The following is a 17666-nucleotide window of genomic DNA, read 5'->3' as shown; positions in this document are numbered from 1 at the left end:
ATATGAATATATGGAAGAATTATTAACCCTGAAAGACTTGCTTCTGCAAGGGAATGTCCAAGAAGCATTGGTTATAGTTGAAGAATTAGAAGAAATGAGCCGAAATGACATTATCAAGACAATTCGGAGTTATGCAGTAGTTTTATTGTTGCACTTGATTAAACAAAAAGCTGAAAATCGCACGACTCGCTCTTGGGAAGTCTCAATTCGGAATTCGGTTCTGGAAATTCAGCGGGAAAATAAGCGACGTAAAGCTGGAGGCTATTATCTCGCACCAGAAGAATTGTTAGAAACCTTAGCAGAAGCCTATTTAAATGCCAGTAATGAAGCTTCCCTAGAAGTAGAAGAAGGTCGTTATGAACCAAAAGAATTAGAAAAGCTGGTTAACCGAGAAGAAATTATCTATCATGCTTTAAATCTAATATCACCAGGAGAGTCAAGTTAATTGGTCAAACAAAGACTCGATACGCTATTAGTAGATTTAGGTTTATGTCCCTCCCGTCAGCAAGCACAACGGCTAATTCAAGCTGGGGAAGTGACGGTAAATCAACAGATGATTGATAAAGCCGGGACTGAAGTTGATATTAAAGCCCAAATTCAAGTTAAAGAACGCCCTCCTTTTGTTTCTCGTGGTGGCGAAAAACTCGCTAAAGCTTTAGAATTTTTTGGAATTCCTGTAGCTGGACGTATTTGTTTAGATGGGGGAATTTCAACAGGTGGTTTTACTGATTGTTTATTACAATCTGGTGCAAAACAAGTTTATGGAATTGATGTTGGCTATGGACAAGTTGATTGGAAAATTAGAACTGATGAACGGGTAATTTTAAAAGAACGCACTAATTTAAGGCAGTTAAAACCAGAAGATTTATATGCTGAAAATGCGACATTTCCCGATTTAGCTGTAGTGGATGTTTCGTTTATTTCCTTAACTAAAATTTTGCCTGCTTTGTGGGAATTAACACAAGCACCCAGGGAAGCTGTATTGCTGGTGAAACCTCAATTTGAGGTTGGGAAGTCTCGCGTGGGCAAAAAGGGCGTTGTCCGTGATTCTAGCGACCAAGCTGATGCTATTTTTCAGGTGTTGCAAGCGGCTTTGGAGTTGGGTTGGAAGTATAAAGGTTTAACTTGGTCGCCCATAACAGGCCCAGCAGGTAATATTGAATTTCTTCTCTGGTTGGGAATGGAAAGCGAAATATCACCACTGAATTTAGCAGCAATTCAGGAAATGACTAAATCAGCAGTTGCAGATTTTCGGCATTTGACACACCCTACAATTTTGCGTTGAGTGTGACACGGATATAGTGGTTTTTGGTCGGATGGAGGAGTAGAATCAAGGGCGGGGAAACCCCGCCCCTACAGCATTTGTGATTTAAAAGCCGCCATAACATTAAGGGATTTCCAAATAAAAAAATATCCAATTTTTAGGATAATGGTAGGTTAACCCACGCTACAATTTTTGGATAATTTATTTTTTGGTGTTTCCTAAATCTATGACAAACAGTGAAGATTGTTTGTAAGGATTCAGGATACATAATGTTTGATATAGCAGGGAATAGAAGAGAAAAATATTCTTCATCCTGACTCCTAACTCCTGACTCCTGACTCCTGCCTCCTGACTCCTGCCTCCTAACTCCTGACTCCTGACTCCTGCCTCCTAACTCCTGACTCCTGAATTCTTACGATTGATTATTTTGGGAATATGGCTAATTCGGTTTCTGGGTCAAAAAAGTGTAGTTTATCAGGTAATAAAGATAACCAAAGTTGCTCACCGATATTGATGATTCTATCCGGTGGAACTCTTACTTGTAATGCTTGACCATTTTTATTTGTTAAATCAGGATCAGCAATTTTTACGGATAAAAAAGTGTCATTTCCTAAGTTTTCTACTAGGTCTACTTTTACGGGTAAATTTTTAGTTGCAGGTACACTCAAAATTAGATGTTCTGGACGAATTCCTAAAATTAAGGTTTGTCCATCGTATTTTTGCAATGCACTTCCCCACACATCTGGAAGGGTGAAGCGAAAGTCTGAATGGGTAATTAATAATGGTGCGTGAAACTCTACCGGAATAAAATTCATGGGTGGTGAACCGATGAATTCTGCGACAAAGCGGTTAGCTGGATAATTATATAATTCTAATGGTGCGGCAACTTGCTGTATCTTGCCTTCTGACATGATGGCGATGCGATCGCCCATTGTCATGGCTTCAGTTTGATCATGGGTGACGTAAATCGTTGTCGTTCCTAGCTGACGCTGTAATTTGACAATTTGAGCGCGAGTCTCTGCCCGTAATTTAGCATCCAAGTTAGATAATGGTTCATCCATTAAAAATACTTGAGGATTGCGTGCGATCGCTCTTCCTAATGCTACCCGTTGTCTTTGTCCCCCGGAAAGTTGTTTTGGTAAACGATTTAACAAAGTTTCAATTTGTAACAACTGAGCTACACTCCGCACTCGTTCATCTACTGCGCGTTCTTTTTCAGAAACATAACGGAGTCCCTTGGGTAGCTTCCTCGTCATCCCCACAAAAATATCTTCACGCCATTTGGTAATTTTGTCTCCCCCTGCGTCCCCATCTCCAAACCGACGACGTAACCCGAAAGCGATGTTGTCATAAACCGTCATGTGGGGATAGAGGGCATAATTTTGAAACACCATAGCGATGTCTCGTTCTTTCGGAGGTAAATCATTAATCAAGCGATCGCCCACCGAAATATTGCCACCAGTCATCACCTCCAAGCCAGCGATTAACCGCAACAAAGTGCTTTTGCCACAACCAGAAGGCCCCACCAATACCATAAACTCACCATCAGCAATGGTCAAATTAATCCGTCGCAAGACATTAATACTATCCGCACCTTCCCTTCCTGGTGGTGACTGCTGCTGAGTCGTCACATTTTCCCCCTTCCGGGGAGGAAAACTTTTATAAACATTTTCTAATACAACTTGTGCCACGAGTAATTACTTTAATAGTTAGTTTTCAGTTGTCATTGGAAGAAGGTGACAGGAAAAGATAAATTAAGTATTCTTCCCCATCTCCCCAGTCCCCTTCATGCTAAATGCATAAAAATCATTTTTAGTAGTTCAGCACGTGTAAAAGGCTTTGTTAAATAACCAGATGCTCCTACTAATCTTGCTTTTACTTTGTCTACAATTCCTTTATTTCCTGTCACAAAAATGATGGGAATTTCTTTAAAAAATGAATTATTGCGAATGATTCGACATAACTCATAACCATCAATACCAGCCATATTTAGATCTAATAAAATTAAATCGGGCTTATGTCTAATAATAGACATAACTGCTTTGACTGGATCATTAATAGTTACAACAACAACATTTTCATCTTCTAAACAACGGCTTATTTCTTTGAGAATCGTCGGACTATCATCTACAGAAATAATTTTGTAGGTTTTTTTAGCAGTTATAGTAGCAGTATTTACGTTTTGCTCATCAGGTTCTATGTTATTTGGTATAGTTACCAGTTGCAGATTGTCTTGTGGTAAAACAGAAATTTCAGGTACAGAGTGTTCTCTAGTAGTACTCGTATCTGGTAATAATCCTGTATTTAATTTCTGATTAATTTCTGTGGTGCCATATTGAGAAGATAGTGAAAAATCTGCAAATGTCTTAGGCAACGTATCAAATGGAGGATCTGGTGCATGCAAAATAATCGAACCTTGAAGGATATGTGGATATAAAGTTCGAGCCAGTTCCACTTCATCTTGATTCATAATTACTGCCAAATGACGCAGACTAAAACCCTTCATCCAATTAGTTAGATTTTGCTGTAATTCTGGTAGTTGTTTGTCATAAAATTTACTGTTAATCAACAGATATGGACGCTGATAGGGAGAAGATATTTGAGGAGTAAAAGACTGCCAATTCTGTAACCGCTTTTGGCAGCGCTCCATAATATTTTCTACATCCAGTTTACAAATTTTGGGAATGCTATCAACTGGCTCAGTTAATTTATATGTTCCTTCTGGAATTAATAAAAATGATTCAATCACCTCTTTAACTAACTCTTGAATCAGTAATGCTGCTTGGGTAGAAAGGAGATGTTTTTGATCAACAAGCCAGTAAATAGCTTGATATTCTGGTGCTTGGTTGATCAAATTATCGTTAAATTCACTTAACTGAGTTGGCCAGTCAGGTTCAAAACTCATCCGTAGTTGTACACGAACTTCATTAGTCAGTAGAGGAATTTGCTGACTCAGACGACGCATCTGCCGTTCTAATCTGTCAAAAGGTTCTACTGAATGGGTAGCATAGATGATTTTGCCCTGATCTAAGAATATTGACCATGACACCGAATTACTCAAGACTTGTAAACAAGTAGTATCAGAAGAATTAGTTAACTGTCTTAATAAACGTTCAGGAGATAGTTTGCTAAAAGTGCCAGTATTATTCATATTTTTACAGTTTTTTCCGAAGAATTGACTTATTATTGAGAAATAAGAGATTTCAGGATCAGGTATTTTCTTCCCTTGCCAATCTCTTTATAAACTAATCATACTATTGGTAAATATTATGTATCTATCACCAGTTATATCAATTACTCCTTAGTTGTTTGCTTACATAATACTACTAGGCTGTAAATTCCCATCGTATTTTCAAAATGATACAAATTTTCAGTTTTCATTTTTACATGGTGGCAATAATTATCAAATTGCTGAATTAATTAAGAGTCTATAATTAGCCAAATTTCCACATAAAATCTTTAAAAATCTATTGAAATAAATGTATATATTGATTATTGTATTCTTAATTTTTTCACGAAAATTTCTGTATGGTAGCTCCACTACAAAAAGTAATGTTTACCCTGATAAATTCACCTGCTTAGGAACTATATAATGATTCAAATTTCCTGAAATTGAGAATTTGACAAGAATAATTTGGTTAATGAAGTTGACGCTATCTACCGATAAATACCATACTTGTAGTCTTACTAGTATTGGAAATTATATACTTTGAGAAAAGGAAATTAAAGCTTTGGACTATAACATAACACAAAAGGTTATGCTGGATACACTAAAACTAGATGAAGTCGTAGAGTTTGCAGAAAACCCAGAACCGCGTTGCCCGTGCGTGCTATTGCTGGATACATCTGGCTCGATGCAGGGAGAACGGATTGAAGCCTTAAATCAAGGCTTACTGAGTTTTAAAGATGAACTGATAAAAAATTCCTTGGCAGCGAGACGGGTAGAAGTAGCAATTGTTACTTTTGATAGTCATGTCAATGTAGTACAAGATTTTGTAACGGCAGACCAATTCAACCCGCCTATTTTAACAGCCCAAGGACTAACGACGATGGGTGGGGGAATTCATAAATCATTAGAAATAATTCAAGAACGCAAATCCCAGTATCGTGCCAATGGCATTGCTTACTATCGTCCTTGGGTATTTATGATTACAGATGGTGAACCGCAAGGAGAGCTAGATGAAGTGATTGAGCAAGCAGTACAGCGCTTACAAGGAGATGAAGCCAATAAGCGTGTTGCCTTTTTTACAGTAGGAGTAGAAAATGCTAACATGACACGTTTAAATCAAATAGCAGTGCGTACTCCTCTTAAATTGCAAGGATTAAACTTTATTGAAATGTTTGTTTGGCTTTCAGCGAGTATGTCAGCTGTATCTCATTCTAAGGTAGATGAGCAAGTAGCACTACCACCAATTGGTTGGGGGTCTGTTTAACAGTTATTAAGTTAACAGTTATCAGTTATGGCTGTAGTCAGATAGGCTAGGACAGTGATAATTGCTCAAAGCCTTGAAGCGAATGGGTTTATACTCAGGACGGGCTAAACGCCCCGCTACCGCTTACAGCACTTTCCATATCATCCATCTTGGAACTGATAACTCTTCACTTTAGCTGTTAGAAGCAATTTATGAATACATCAAAACAGATTTCTCAATGGCGAATAGTAGCCGCGTCCGTATGTGGTACTAGCCACATTAAAAACAAGCAACTGTGTCAAGACGCTCATCATTGGCAGATATTGTCAAATAATGTGTTGGTGATCGCTGCCGCAGATGGTGCAGGTTCTGCCAGCATGGGAAAAGTGGGAGCAATGATTGCAGTAGAAACGGCAATAGAACATATTTCCAACTGCTCAGAAATCACGCCCAATACACTTGCTGATGATAACCTCTTGCGTGCTTTGCTGACAGATACCATATTAGCCAGCAAAAAAGCGATAGAAGAAGAAGCGGATGTGAGCGAGCATTTGCCCCATGATTTAGCAACTACCTTAATTATTGCGATCGCTACACCAGAAATTGTCGCAGTAGCCCAAATTGGTGATGGTTTAGCTGTAGCCAAGGATAGCACAGGTAATTTACTGGCACTTACCATCCCTAACAACGGTGAATATATCAACGAAACAACCTTTTTGACTTCACCAGATGCTTTAGATACAGCGCAAATCAGAATATTGCGTCAAAACATAGTTAATATCGGCGTTCTCACCGATGGACTACAAATGCTGGCTTTGAATATGGTTGTTGGTGAACCGCACAAACCTTTCTTTTTTCCTTTATTTGAATTTGTAGCCAATTCTGACGATAAAATCGTAGCTAAAGAGCAATTGGTGAAGTTCTTATGCTCTGATCGGATTACCCAGCGTACAGACGATGATTTGACCCTAGTTATAGCAGCATTAGGCAACTGATGAGCAAGGTCGATTGGGTAGGGTTTAAAGTGCATACTGCAAGGTTTAGGGTAAGGTTTTTCCCAATTTCCCGCCCTTCTTTTAGCATATTCCTGTCGAGACGCTACGCATTAGCTAAACTATCCCATTCGTAGATTGTCTCTGAAGGACATAGAGAACAAGAGGTATGTCAGTCGCATTCTTCTTGAAGAGACAGGTCAGTTAGTGCCAATCGGGTCTTGAACAATCAATGCATTGAGTCCTAAGGGGAAAAACTGCACTCACTCCCCAGTTCTCAATCCCCAGTTCTCTAAAATAACCTCTCATAACCGTAATTTTACCATGCAGGTAGTACGTTATCTTTCCCAACAGGAAATCCTTAATCTCACAGTCAGTTTAGGGCGTGGCGGTGAAGCTTGTGTATATGCAGTGCCATCAGATGAAAATTTAGTGGCCAAAATTTATCACAAGCCCATAGTTACATATGGTCACAAACTCCAGGCAATGCTGGCCAACCCCCCGGAAAATCCAACGGCTAATTTAGGACATATTTCTATAGCTTGGCCACAAGAGTTATTGCAAGCAGCAGATAGCAGTGGCAGCATCATTGGCTTTTTAATGCCACGCATTCGAGGAATGCGGCCAATCATGGATTTTTATAATCCTGGAACCCGTCGTCAAAACTGCCCCTTATTTAATTATCAGTATTTACTGCGTACTGCTCGGAATTTGGCAGCAGCTTTTGCAGCTCTGCACGCAAGTCAGTACTGCATTGGTGACGTAAATGAGTCAAACATCCTTGTTAGTGACACCTCATTAGTCACCTTAGTAGACACAGACTCATTTCAAGTGCGTGATCCGCAGCAGAATATAGTCTATCGTTGTTCAGTAGGTAAACCAGAATATACCCCTCCAGAACTACAAAATAAAACTTTTGCTGAATATGATCGTGAAAGTTCCCATGACTTATTTGGGTTAGCAGTGCTGATATTTCAATTATTAATGGAAGGCACTCACCCATTTTCTGGGATTTTTCAAGGTCTGTTTGACCCCCCTGCTTATGAAGCCAGGATAGTTGCCGGTCATTTCACCTACAGTCAAAAGCAACGAGTTCCCTATTTACCTACCCCCATAGCACCTCCTTGGGAAATGCTCCATCCTGGTTTACAGGATCTGTTTGTGCGTTGTTTCGAGGATGGTCATAACAACCCCCAACTGCGTCCTAGCGCTCAAACCTGGTTATTAGCAATAGTCGCAGCCGAAGAAAATCTTGTTACTTGTGCTGTAAATCCCCAGCATCTTTATGATAATCACCTCAAGCAATGTCCTTGGTGTGAACGTACCTCACAATTAGGTGGACGTGATCCTTTTCCATCATTGGAAGCGATCGCATCAAAAGAACATCTCAAACCCCGCCGAAAATCGAGAAAGCGGAATATACAAACTCCTCGTGTCCGCAAGCCAGCAGTTTTAACATCTCCACTACATCACTGGCGACCAGTATTTCCCCAAAACTTTCCTGTTTATAAACCTGTAAATAATCCCAGTAAATCAAAGTTTTATACTATCATGTTTTTCTTGTTGGGTTTTGGTTTATTAGGATATTTGGACGTAATGATTAAATTTACTCGTCCATTCGTATCTCAAAATCCTTACACTCAACAAACTTTAATGTCTCGGCAAGAAAAGAAAATTGTTGAGGAGGAAAATCTGAATTTTACAGATTATTATGAGCGAGGTAATACCGCCTATCAAAAACAAGACTATACACAAGCAATTGAAAATTTTACCCAAGGCATCAAAAAAAATCCGAGTTTCTCCAAATTGTATATGAATAGGGGTAATGCTCGTTACAATATGAATGATTATGAAGGAGCATTAGCAGACTATACCCAGGCTATAAAAATTAATCCGCAGGAAGTAAAAGCAATGGTCAATCGGGGTAATGCCTATTATATGCTGGCAGAATATAGTAGCGATCCTGACAAGGAATATAAAAAAGCCATTAACAACTTTAATACTGCCCTTAGTATCAATAGCAATGATTCTGAAGCTTATATCAGACGCGGTATTGTGCATTCTCAAATTGCTAAATATAGCCAGAACTACTACCAGCAATACAAAAAATCAATTGCGGATTTTACTGAAGCAATTGAACTCAATTCATCCAAAGCAGAAGCTTACTTTCAACGTGGACTTGCCCGTTATCAATTTGCCCAATATAGCAGTAGCTATACTCAAGCATACAAGCAGGCAATATCAGATTTTAACCAAGCAATAAATATTAATCCCCGTATGGCTAAAGTTTATCTCAAACGAGGGATGGTTCATTATGAACTAGCACAATATGGCGAAAATAAAATTCAGCACAACCAGGAGCAAGCCATTGCAGATTTAGAAAAATCTGCTCAAATTTATCTTGAACAAGAAGATATGGATAATTACCAGCAAGCTATCAGCAATATTTGCGTTATTGTCTCCAAAAAATGTGACATTTTATTCCAAAGTTCAACTATTTTTGAAAAACTTCATCAGTAAAACTTGAATCAATTCAGTATACATAAATTCAGTTTTATGACTGAATTACTCGTGGAGAGAATAGGATTCCAGAAAATTCAGGTGTACTGAGTTTTTTAAGCGCAAAGAGTAGACTGCACCAACAAAAATCAACCAGGATTCATCTACGTTATGGTACGTAATTGATATTAACGTAATTTGTAATTATAGGTACATGAAGTACAAAGTTTGATCACAAACCTATGCCACAAAGGACTTTTACTCCTGACTTCTAAATCATTTTGTATATAGCTAACTGAAAATACCAAACTTCTTTGTTTGGAATATTAATTAATTTACCCTGTACCTTTAATGACAAATTACAAATAATGTAATACCGATGCATAAATTAAGTCTTTCTGGTACTCCACAAACTTGATCAATAGACTGACAGAGACCTTATTAGTAGTTATTTTATCATTGTATATTATGAATAGCATTTTTTGCTTTTCTTCAGTAAAATTCATTCCTTTGGAAGTAGGCAAAATTTAGTACTAGTTATTTTAAATGTATTATTTTTCGTTGTATAAATGCGACTTTGAATTAATTATACTCATCAATTTTTACATATAAAATATCTTAAATTTACTTTTTCTTCATAATTTTTCAGCAATTTACAGTTAAATTGTTTCTAGATCGTTTATAGAGAAGAACGTACAAAGATAATGTTTTCTCTATATTATTGTGCATACTCTTCATCCCCCAAAAAATAAAACAATAACCTACCGGCAGATATTTGAGGTAATTGCATGAAAGCAGTGATTTTGGCTGGAGGACTTGGTACACGCCTCAGTGAAGAAACAAGTATCAGACCCAAGCCGATGGTTGAAATTGGTGGTAAGCCAATTCTCTGGCATATAATGAAAATTTATTCATCCCACGGAATTAACGATTTCATTATTTGTTGCGGTTATAAAGGTTACATCATTAAGGAGTATTTTGCGAACTACTTCTTACATATGTCAGATGTAACTTTTGATATGCGATTTAACCAGATGAGTGTACATTCTGGATATGCTGAACCCTGGCGCATCACCTTAGTAAATACAGGTGATAATACAATGACAGGTGGACGCTTAAAGAAAGTTAGAGAACATCTTGGTAATGATACGTTTTGCTTTACTTATGGCGATGGTGTAAGTGATGTAAATATCACAGAACTAATTAAATTTCATCAAGAACAAAAAACTTTAGCAACACTCAGTGCCGTTCAACCAGCAGGAAGATTTGGAGCAATTTCTTTAGGACAAGAACAAACTAAAATTGCTAGTTTTAAAGAAAAACCTGAAGGTGATGGAGCTTGGATTAATGGTGGTTATTTTGTTCTAGAACCAGAAGTGATCAACTTAATTACTGATGATTCCACTGTTTGGGAAAAAGAGCCATTGGAAAAGTTAGCTGATATGTCACAACTATCAGCTTTTAAACATAATGGTTTTTGGCAACCAATGGATACTTTAAGAGATAAAAACTACTTAGAGGAGCTATGGAAAAGCGGTCAAGCTCCTTGGAAGAAATGGTAATACCAATTTTGGATTTTAGATTTTAGATTTTAGATTGGGGAAAAATTGCTAATGTATGATTTTGCGATTATTGGTGGGGGGATAGTTGGACTTTCAACAGCGATGGCTTTAGGTAATCGCTATCCTGATGCACGAATTTTAGTTTTAGAAAAAGAAAGTCAATGGGCATTTCACCAAACAGGCAATAATAGCGGCGTAATCCATTCTGGGATTTACTACAAACCAGGTAGCTTTAAAGCTCAATTTTGCCGTGATGGTAGTCGCTCTATGGTAGAATTCTGCCAAAAATATGACATTGAGCATGATATTTGTGGTAAAGTAATTGTTGCCACAGAAGAACAAGAATTACCACGACTAGAAACCCTCTACAAACGAGGCTTAGAAAACGGAATAGCAGTTCAAAAAATCACGGCTGAAGAAGTTAAAGAAATTGAACCTCATGTCAGTTGCGTCGGTGGAATTCGGGTATTTTCTACAGGAATAGTTAATTACAAGCAAGTTTGTTTAAAATACGCTGAACTAATTCAAAAGCGAGGGGGAGATTTACGTCTCAATACTAAAGTTTTGCAAATATCCCCAAGTGGTAAAAATCAAGTCATTGAAACCAACAAAGGTCGTTTTGACACTCGCTTTATCATCAATTGTGCCGGGTTGCATAGCGATCGCATAGCAAAACTAGGTAAAGCCAACCCCCAAGCCAAAATCGTCCCCTTTCGCGGTGAATATTACGAACTTACACCCGAAAAACGCTATCTGGTCAAAACACTCATTTACCCAGTTCCCAACCCAGATTTTCCCTTCCTGGGTGTCCACTTCACCCGGATGATTGATAATAGCGTCCATGCCGGGCCAAATGCAGTTCTCAGCCTCAAACGTGAAGGTTACAAAAAAACCGACTTTGACCTCAGAGACTTTGCAGAAGTTATCACCTATCCTGGTTTCTGGAAACTAGCAGCTAAACACGCTGACGAAGGTATTCAAGAAATCATTCGTTCCTTTAGTAAAGCAGCTTTTGTCAGAAGTTTGCAAAAACTCATTCCCGAAGTCCAAGCAGCAGATTTAGTTCCCACCCATGCAGGAGTTCGCGCTCAAGCATTAATGAGTAATGGTTCTTTAGTAGATGATTTTTTAATCGTCCAAGGTAACAACTCAATTCATGTTTGCAATGCACCATCTCCCGCAGCAACATCTTCTCTAGAAATTGGCAAAGCAATTGTCACCCAAATACCCCAACAATCACATTTGCAAAGCTTAGTAGCCTAGTTTAAAAGGCGAAAATCTCAAAAATAGATATCTATATAGTTGGGTATTAGCTGACTTTATAGCGTTTCCTCATCACATGAGGTACATCATAGCCCCCTCATCGCTTGCGGTGAACCAGCGCTGTAGGCGGGTTTCCCACCGTAGGCGACTGATGAATCCGAAGGAGGAGGGGGTTGGGGGTGGGGTTCTTGTATCTCACTCAACCGAGAAACGCTATATATGATATCTATATTTGTGCTGTATTGTATTAAATTCAATGATTCAATATTGGATTTGTAGCATTTAAAATGCCGATCATTAACCAATAATTGAATTGTGAATTACACTGATACTTGCAAAAATTAGTTGTAACAGTTTCATGGAGTAGAGAAATCTTCAAGATAAATACCACTCCCAACTGACTAAAACTAAATTAATCAATCACAAGGATTTGAGAAAAATGAAAATATTAGTAACAGGAACAGAAGGATATCTTGGTTCCTTACTACCTTCTTTGTTAATTGCTAGAGGTCATGAAGTTATTGGCGTAGATACTGGTTTTTATAAAGTTGGTTGGCTATATAACGGAACTGATGTAACAGCAAAAACCCTCAACAAAGATATTCGGAATATTATTCCTGAAGATTTAGAGGGTGTGGAAGCAATAGTGCATATGGCAGAACTTTCCAACGATCCTACAGGACAATTAGCACCTAACATTACCTATGAAATTAATCATTTAGGTTCAGTTCGTTTGGCTAACTTAGCCAAAACAGTAGGTGTGCGTCGTTTTGTTTATATGTCTTCTTGCAGTGTTTATGGCGTTGCGAGTGAAGATGATGTCACAGAAGAATCACCTGTTAATCCTCAAACAGCTTACGCAGAATGTAAAACATTAGTAGAAAGAGATGTCCAACCATTAGCCGATGATGATTTCTCTCCCACCTTTATGCGGAATGCTACCGCTTTTGGTGCTTCTCCGAGAATGCGATTTGATATTGTTTTAAACAATTTGTCAGGATTAGCATGGACTACTAAAGAAATTAAAATGACAAGTGATGGTACACCTTGGCGGCCATTAGTCCACGCATTGGATATTTGTAAAGCTATTGTTTGTGCTTTAGAAGCGCCTAGAGATATTGTCCACAATCAAATCTTTAATGTGGGAGATACAGCTAATAATTATCGAGTTAAAGAAATCGCAGAAATTATTGCTGATGCTTTCCCTGGTTGTAGATTATCTTTTGGTAATAACGGTTCAGATAATCGCAGTTATCGAGTATCTTTTGAAAAAATCAATACGATTTTGCCAGGATTCAAGTGTGATTGGAATGCTCAACTCGGCGCTCAACAATTATTTGATTTATTCAGTCAAATTGATATGACTGAAGATACTTTCTTATTCCGAGGATTTACACGCTTAAAACAGTTAGAGTATCTGATTCGTACTCAACAAATTGACCAAGATTTTTTCTGGGCTAAAAATTAGTTCTTGTATTGTCGAATCAGTAAATTAATTAAACTTTCCGAATCAATTCTATTTGATTCGGAAGTGTCTATAAGTTCAATATCTTTTTTCACTCATTTTATTCATACCAGGAATTCAGGATGAAAATACCACCATGAACAAACTACTTACCATTGCTATTCCTACCTATAATCGTGCTGCATTGCTAGATAAACAGTTAGCATGGCTGGCTAAATCTATTAAAGGTTTTGAATCTGAATGTGAAATTATTGTTTCTGATAACTGTTCAGAAGATAATACACAAGAAATAATTAATAAATGGCAAGCCCAACTTAGTAATACCGTATTCCTCAATAATAGGAATCGTAAAAATATAGGTTTAATGCCTAATATTGCTTTTTGTATACAGTCTGCTAGTGGTCAGTATGTTTGGACTGTTGGTGATGATGATCCAATTCAAGAAAGAAGCCTGGCTTATTTATTAACTACACTCAAGCAGCATCCAAGTTTAACATTAATGTTTTTAAATTGTTCTGGTCGTGATAAACGAACAAATAAAATAGTTGTCGAACATTGGTTTAAAAGTAATACTAATGAGCCAGTTACTAATGGCAGAAATGTATTTCAACGTTATTTACAGGAAAGCTTTGGTGGCGTGCTTTTCATGACAGCAGTAGTTTATAAAACAGAACTAGTACAACGTGCTTTAAAAACTTGGCCAACTTCTGCTAAAAACTTGGCATCTCAAGCATATTGGACAGGATTTTGTGCCTTACATGGAAGTGTCATAGTCACTAAAGATAATTATTTAGAATGCACAATGCACGCTAGTCATTTAGATCAAGATCCAAGATTAGCATTAATGATGCAGTATATCTACATACCTGAAGTTTATTTAAAGCTTTTAACTATAGGTTATTCCTATAAATTTTGTCAAAGAAAAATTTTAAGAAACCTAGTCAAGTTAAATTACTGGAGAATCTTTTTAGGTGGTTTTAGAAGATGGCCTTTTTTAGCGATGAGGGTCATGGTTTATTACTGGTCTTTGATCTGCCAATCTGCTTATAGACTCATCTTTGTTTCCAGAAAAAATAATGATATTGAACCACAATTGATTACTTCTTTAAGTGAAGAGGGTTAATAGTGATATCTACATCTAGTCAATTTAATAAAATTATAATACTGATTGAACATGACTAAAATACTGACAATTGCAATTCCTACATACAATCGAGCCGAGTTACTGGATAAACAGTTAACTTGGTTGTCCCAAGCTATCAAAGGATTTGAATCAGAGTGTGAAATTTTAGTTTCTGATAATTGTTCTACTGATCACACGCCATCAATCATCAAAAAATGGCAAAATATATTGAGCAATATAACTTTTAAAGCCAATAGAAATTCTCAAAATTTAGGCGTAATGAAAAATATTTTCTACTGCCTAAATGCTGCCACCAGTAAATATGTTTGGACAATTGGTGATGATGATCCAATTCAAGAAAAAGCAGTTGCTTATGTAATTAATAAAATTAAGCAAAATGAAGATTTATCATTGTTGTTCCTGAATTTCTCTGGTAGAAATCAAATCACTGGTGAACCTGTTCATCCTCCTACAATAGTTGGTAATCGCTGGTTTGATATTGAGAGAGAAGATGGTGAAAGTGATGGTAAGGCCACCTTTGAACATTGTTATGCAAAAAGTGTTGGTGCAGTAATTTTTCTGACTGCAACAATATACCAGACGGACTTAGTGAAAAGCGCCCTAAGAATGTGGCCTGATGCAATTAATAACTGGATATCTTTAGCTTATCTTGCTGGTTATTGTGCCACTCAGGGCAAAGTTATTGTCACTAAAGATATTTATCTAGAATGTATTGTTGGTGTGAGTCATTGGCAAAAAGAGCCAAGGTCTGCACTATTAATGCAATACAAACACATCCCTGAAGTGATTTTAAAATTTGAAGAAATTGGATATTCTTCTCAATTTTGCCGTCGAATGATGTTGCAGAATTTCCGGGAAGTAAATTTAAAAGTTTTTTTAGGTGCTTTAAGAAGATGGCCTTTTCCCGCCATCAAAACAGTAGTTCCTTTTTTGGCTTTAGTCAGTTTATCTGCCTTTGAAATAATACCAATTAGGGAATTCAAAACGGTAGAAATGCTTGATGTATCTACTCAAGAAATCAAAAAAATATGAGTAGTAATTTACTGGAAATAGGTGCATTACACTATTTATTCAATCATCAGGAAGTTATGTTATGTTTAATAGTGTTAAAGACAAAATTTCTGCATTAGGAAATGAGTTAGTTTACAGAACTCAACTTTGGCAGCATAAGAGTAAGTTACCTGCACTACAAGGACGCGATCACTTAATTGCTGAAACTCTAAGACTGCAAGGTGTTTATATCACCTCCTTAGAAGATTTAGGATTACCATCAACAACACAAATCTTAGCTGCTGCTAAGAATTATACAACAAGTATGGAAACTCCACGAGATATCCATACAGGTTATAAGTTGCCGCAAATTTATACGGTTACAGATTTACCAGAATTTTTTAGCTGGGGAATTGAAGAAAGGCTACAAAAAATCATTGAAAATTATATAGGACTATCTATAGCTTTTCATGGTGTCCATGTGCGTAAAGATTTCCCTAATGAGCAGCAACTACAAACACTACTATGGCATAAAGATTCCGAAGATAGACGCATGATTAAAGTCATCATCTATTTAAATGATGTAACTGAAAAACATGGGCCTTTTGAATATGTACCAACACCTTCTAGTTTTGTAGAGAGATTAAATTATTATCGAGTCGATTATATGCTTTGGAGGTCTAATTATTTAGGAATAGATGATAAAAAATTGATGGAAATTATACCCAAGTCAGCTTGGAAATCTTGTCCTGGAAAAGCTGGAACTGTAATTTTTGTAGATCCAAGAAATGTTTTACATCATGGAACTGTGAGAACAGAAGAGCGATCAACACTATTTTTTGTTTATACAGCTAACCCACCAAAGCGTCCAGAACTTTGTAGACAATATAATGATGATACTTTTGCTAGACCACAGTTAAGCCAACAAATAAATAGGCACTAATACAGTTTTGCTGAAAGTTAATACTTAATAATGAGTATTAATCTAATACTTTCTTTGTTTAACCTGATTTCCTGTGAATACCATGAATAAATTACTTACTATTTCTATTCCTACATATAATCGTGCTGCATTGCTAGATAAACAATTAGCATGGCTGGCTAAATCTATCAAAGGTTTTGAATCTGAATGTGAAATTATTGTTTCTGATAACTGTTCAGAAGATAATACACAAGAAATAATTAAAAAATGGCAGTCATCTTTACCAGATATAGTATTTCATAACAATAAGAATCACGAAAATTTGGGTGTTATGAAAAATATTGCTTATTGTATACAAGCAGCAGCAAGCAAATATGTTTGGACTATTAGTGATGATGACATCATTGCTGATAATGCAATATTTTATATAGTTAAAACCTTGAAGCAAGAGCCAGATTTAACTTTACTGATATTGAATTTTTCCTGTCGTCATGAAGTAACGGGTGAATTATTATATCAACGCTGTTATGAAATTGATAATGAACAGGTTGAGCATAATGGCAAAGCAGCATTTGAACGTTGTATACAAGAAAATCGCTCTGGTGTACAACTGATGTCTGCTCAAATATACAGAACAGAATTAGCTCAAAATGCTCTACAAAAATGGTCTGAAGGTTTAAATAACTTAGATTACCAGGTCTATTTAACTGGTTTTTGTGCTTGTCATGGCAGCGTTAAAATAACTAAAGATGCTTATTTGGAAAATGCTTTTGGTGCTAGTCATTGGATGCTAAAACCTAAGGTATTACTAAAAATGCAATATACGTATTCGCCAGAAATTAATATCAAGCTCAATGAGGTAGGATATCCTAAAGATTTTTGTAATCAATTAGTTATTCAGCATTTTAAAAGTAATAATTGGCGAGTTCTATTTGGGGCTTTGAAAAGATGGCCAATTATGGCAGTTACCACCATAATCCCTTATCTTGGCTTAGTAAGTGTATCAGTTTTAGAAAGCACTATTGCCTCTCATAAAATAGAAGATACAACCTCACAGATAAGTGATGTTAGAAATCAATAGAAGCTTGTGTATACCTATTGATAATGAAATATTTATCAATTTTTCGACATCTCATAAATCATTAATGAAGCA

Annotated in this window: 14 protein-coding genes; 12 read left to right on the top strand and 2 right to left on the bottom strand. The window is 36.8% G+C overall.

The window, feature by feature from the left end; translation table 11 throughout:
* The first annotated feature begins 10 nt into the window (after positions 1 to 10).
* Together ACSQ6I_RS19625 and ACSQ6I_RS19620 are read left to right on the top strand one after the other, a co-directional pair.
* Complete coding sequence (locus ACSQ6I_RS19625) at positions 11 to 445, top strand: DUF29 family protein (protein WP_438891975.1); 435 nt, start codon at positions 11 to 13, stop codon at positions 443 to 445.
* Complete coding sequence (locus ACSQ6I_RS19620) at positions 446 to 1285, top strand: TlyA family RNA methyltransferase (protein ID WP_438891974.1); 840 nt, start codon at positions 446 to 448, stop codon at positions 1283 to 1285.
* A 401-nt stretch (positions 1286 to 1686) separates the two neighbouring features.
* Here the strand turns inward: ACSQ6I_RS19620 and ACSQ6I_RS19615 are convergent, their stop codons facing one another.
* Both ACSQ6I_RS19615 and ACSQ6I_RS19610 read right to left on the bottom strand, forming a co-directional pair.
* Positions 1687 to 2955, bottom strand: a complete 1269-nt coding sequence (locus ACSQ6I_RS19615; protein ID WP_438891973.1) for an ABC transporter ATP-binding protein — start codon at positions 2953 to 2955, stop codon at positions 1687 to 1689.
* A 95-nt stretch (positions 2956 to 3050) separates the two neighbouring features.
* Positions 3051 to 4415, bottom strand: coding sequence for a response regulator (locus tag ACSQ6I_RS19610; protein ID WP_438891972.1), 1365 nt, complete (start codon positions 4413 to 4415; stop codon positions 3051 to 3053).
* Between the two features lie 607 nt (positions 4416 to 5022).
* Here ACSQ6I_RS19610 and ACSQ6I_RS19605 point away from each other — a divergent pair.
* The 10 genes from ACSQ6I_RS19605 to ACSQ6I_RS19560 all read left to right on the top strand — a co-directional run bounded on the left by ACSQ6I_RS19605 (position 5023) and on the right by ACSQ6I_RS19560 (position 17594).
* Positions 5023 to 5697: a vWA domain-containing protein gene (locus ACSQ6I_RS19605; RefSeq protein WP_438891971.1), complete on the top strand. Its 675-nt coding sequence runs from the start codon at positions 5023 to 5025 to the stop codon at positions 5695 to 5697.
* Between the two features lie 191 nt (positions 5698 to 5888).
* Complete coding sequence (locus tag ACSQ6I_RS19600; RefSeq protein WP_438891970.1) at positions 5889 to 6671, top strand: PP2C family serine/threonine-protein phosphatase; 783 nt, start codon at positions 5889 to 5891, stop codon at positions 6669 to 6671.
* Positions 6672 to 6992: 321 nt separating this feature from the next.
* A complete protein-coding gene (locus tag ACSQ6I_RS19595) occupies positions 6993 to 9188 on the top strand; it encodes a tetratricopeptide repeat protein (protein WP_438891969.1) in 2196 nt (731 codons plus the stop codon).
* A 767-nt stretch (positions 9189 to 9955) separates the two neighbouring features.
* Positions 9956 to 10729, top strand: a complete 774-nt coding sequence (gene rfbF, locus ACSQ6I_RS19590) for a glucose-1-phosphate cytidylyltransferase (RefSeq protein ID WP_438891968.1) — start codon at positions 9956 to 9958, stop codon at positions 10727 to 10729.
* Between the two features lie 51 nt (positions 10730 to 10780).
* On the top strand, positions 10781 to 11992 hold the full coding sequence (gene lhgO, locus ACSQ6I_RS19585) for an L-2-hydroxyglutarate oxidase (RefSeq protein WP_438891967.1): 1212 nt from the start codon (positions 10781 to 10783) through the stop codon (positions 11990 to 11992).
* 439 nt (positions 11993 to 12431) lie between these two features.
* A complete protein-coding gene (locus ACSQ6I_RS19580) occupies positions 12432 to 13460 on the top strand; it encodes an NAD-dependent epimerase/dehydratase family protein (protein ID WP_438891966.1) in 1029 nt (342 codons plus the stop codon).
* Positions 13461 to 13593: 133 nt separating this feature from the next.
* Positions 13594 to 14580, top strand: a complete 987-nt coding sequence (locus ACSQ6I_RS19575; protein WP_438891965.1) for a glycosyltransferase family 2 protein — start codon at positions 13594 to 13596, stop codon at positions 14578 to 14580.
* A gap of 51 nt (positions 14581 to 14631) precedes the next feature.
* Positions 14632 to 15633, top strand: a complete 1002-nt coding sequence (locus tag ACSQ6I_RS19570; RefSeq protein WP_438891964.1) for a glycosyltransferase family 2 protein — start codon at positions 14632 to 14634, stop codon at positions 15631 to 15633.
* Between the two features lie 61 nt (positions 15634 to 15694).
* Positions 15695 to 16534, top strand: a complete 840-nt coding sequence (locus ACSQ6I_RS19565; RefSeq protein ID WP_438891963.1) for a phytanoyl-CoA dioxygenase — start codon at positions 15695 to 15697, stop codon at positions 16532 to 16534.
* Between the two features lie 82 nt (positions 16535 to 16616).
* A complete protein-coding gene (locus tag ACSQ6I_RS19560; RefSeq protein ID WP_438891962.1) occupies positions 16617 to 17594 on the top strand; it encodes a glycosyltransferase family 2 protein in 978 nt (325 codons plus the stop codon).
* The last annotated feature ends 72 nt before the right edge of the window (positions 17595 to 17666 follow it).

The sequence above is a fragment of the Anabaena sp. WFMT genome, from assembly GCF_051781005.1.
Classification (GTDB): domain Bacteria; phylum Cyanobacteriota; class Cyanobacteriia; order Cyanobacteriales; family Nostocaceae; genus Anabaena.
This window is presented reverse-complemented; position numbering and strand designations above follow the sequence as displayed.

Coding starts and splice junctions, on each gene's coding strand:
- rfbF (WP_438891968.1), top strand. CDS start 9,956: ATGAAAGCAGTGATTTTGGCTGGAGGACTTGGTACACGCCTCAGTGAA.
- ACSQ6I_RS19580 (WP_438891966.1), top strand. CDS start 12,432: ATGAAAATATTAGTAACAGGAACAGAAGGATATCTTGGTTCCTTACTA.
- ACSQ6I_RS19565 (WP_438891963.1), top strand. CDS start 15,695: ATGTTTAATAGTGTTAAAGACAAAATTTCTGCATTAGGAAATGAGTTA.
- ACSQ6I_RS19560 (WP_438891962.1), top strand. CDS start 16,617: ATGAATAAATTACTTACTATTTCTATTCCTACATATAATCGTGCTGCA.
- ACSQ6I_RS19570 (WP_438891964.1), top strand. CDS start 14,632: ATGACTAAAATACTGACAATTGCAATTCCTACATACAATCGAGCCGAG.
- ACSQ6I_RS19595 (WP_438891969.1), top strand. CDS start 6,993: ATGCAGGTAGTACGTTATCTTTCCCAACAGGAAATCCTTAATCTCACA.
- ACSQ6I_RS19610 (WP_438891972.1), bottom strand. CDS start 4,415: ATGAATAATACTGGCACTTTTAGCAAACTATCTCCTGAACGTTTATTA.
- lhgO (WP_438891967.1), top strand. CDS start 10,781: ATGTATGATTTTGCGATTATTGGTGGGGGGATAGTTGGACTTTCAACA.
- ACSQ6I_RS19605 (WP_438891971.1), top strand. CDS start 5,023: ATGCTGGATACACTAAAACTAGATGAAGTCGTAGAGTTTGCAGAAAAC.
- ACSQ6I_RS19575 (WP_438891965.1), top strand. CDS start 13,594: ATGAACAAACTACTTACCATTGCTATTCCTACCTATAATCGTGCTGCA.
- ACSQ6I_RS19600 (WP_438891970.1), top strand. CDS start 5,889: ATGAATACATCAAAACAGATTTCTCAATGGCGAATAGTAGCCGCGTCC.
- ACSQ6I_RS19625 (WP_438891975.1), top strand. CDS start 11: ATGGAAGAATTATTAACCCTGAAAGACTTGCTTCTGCAAGGGAATGTC.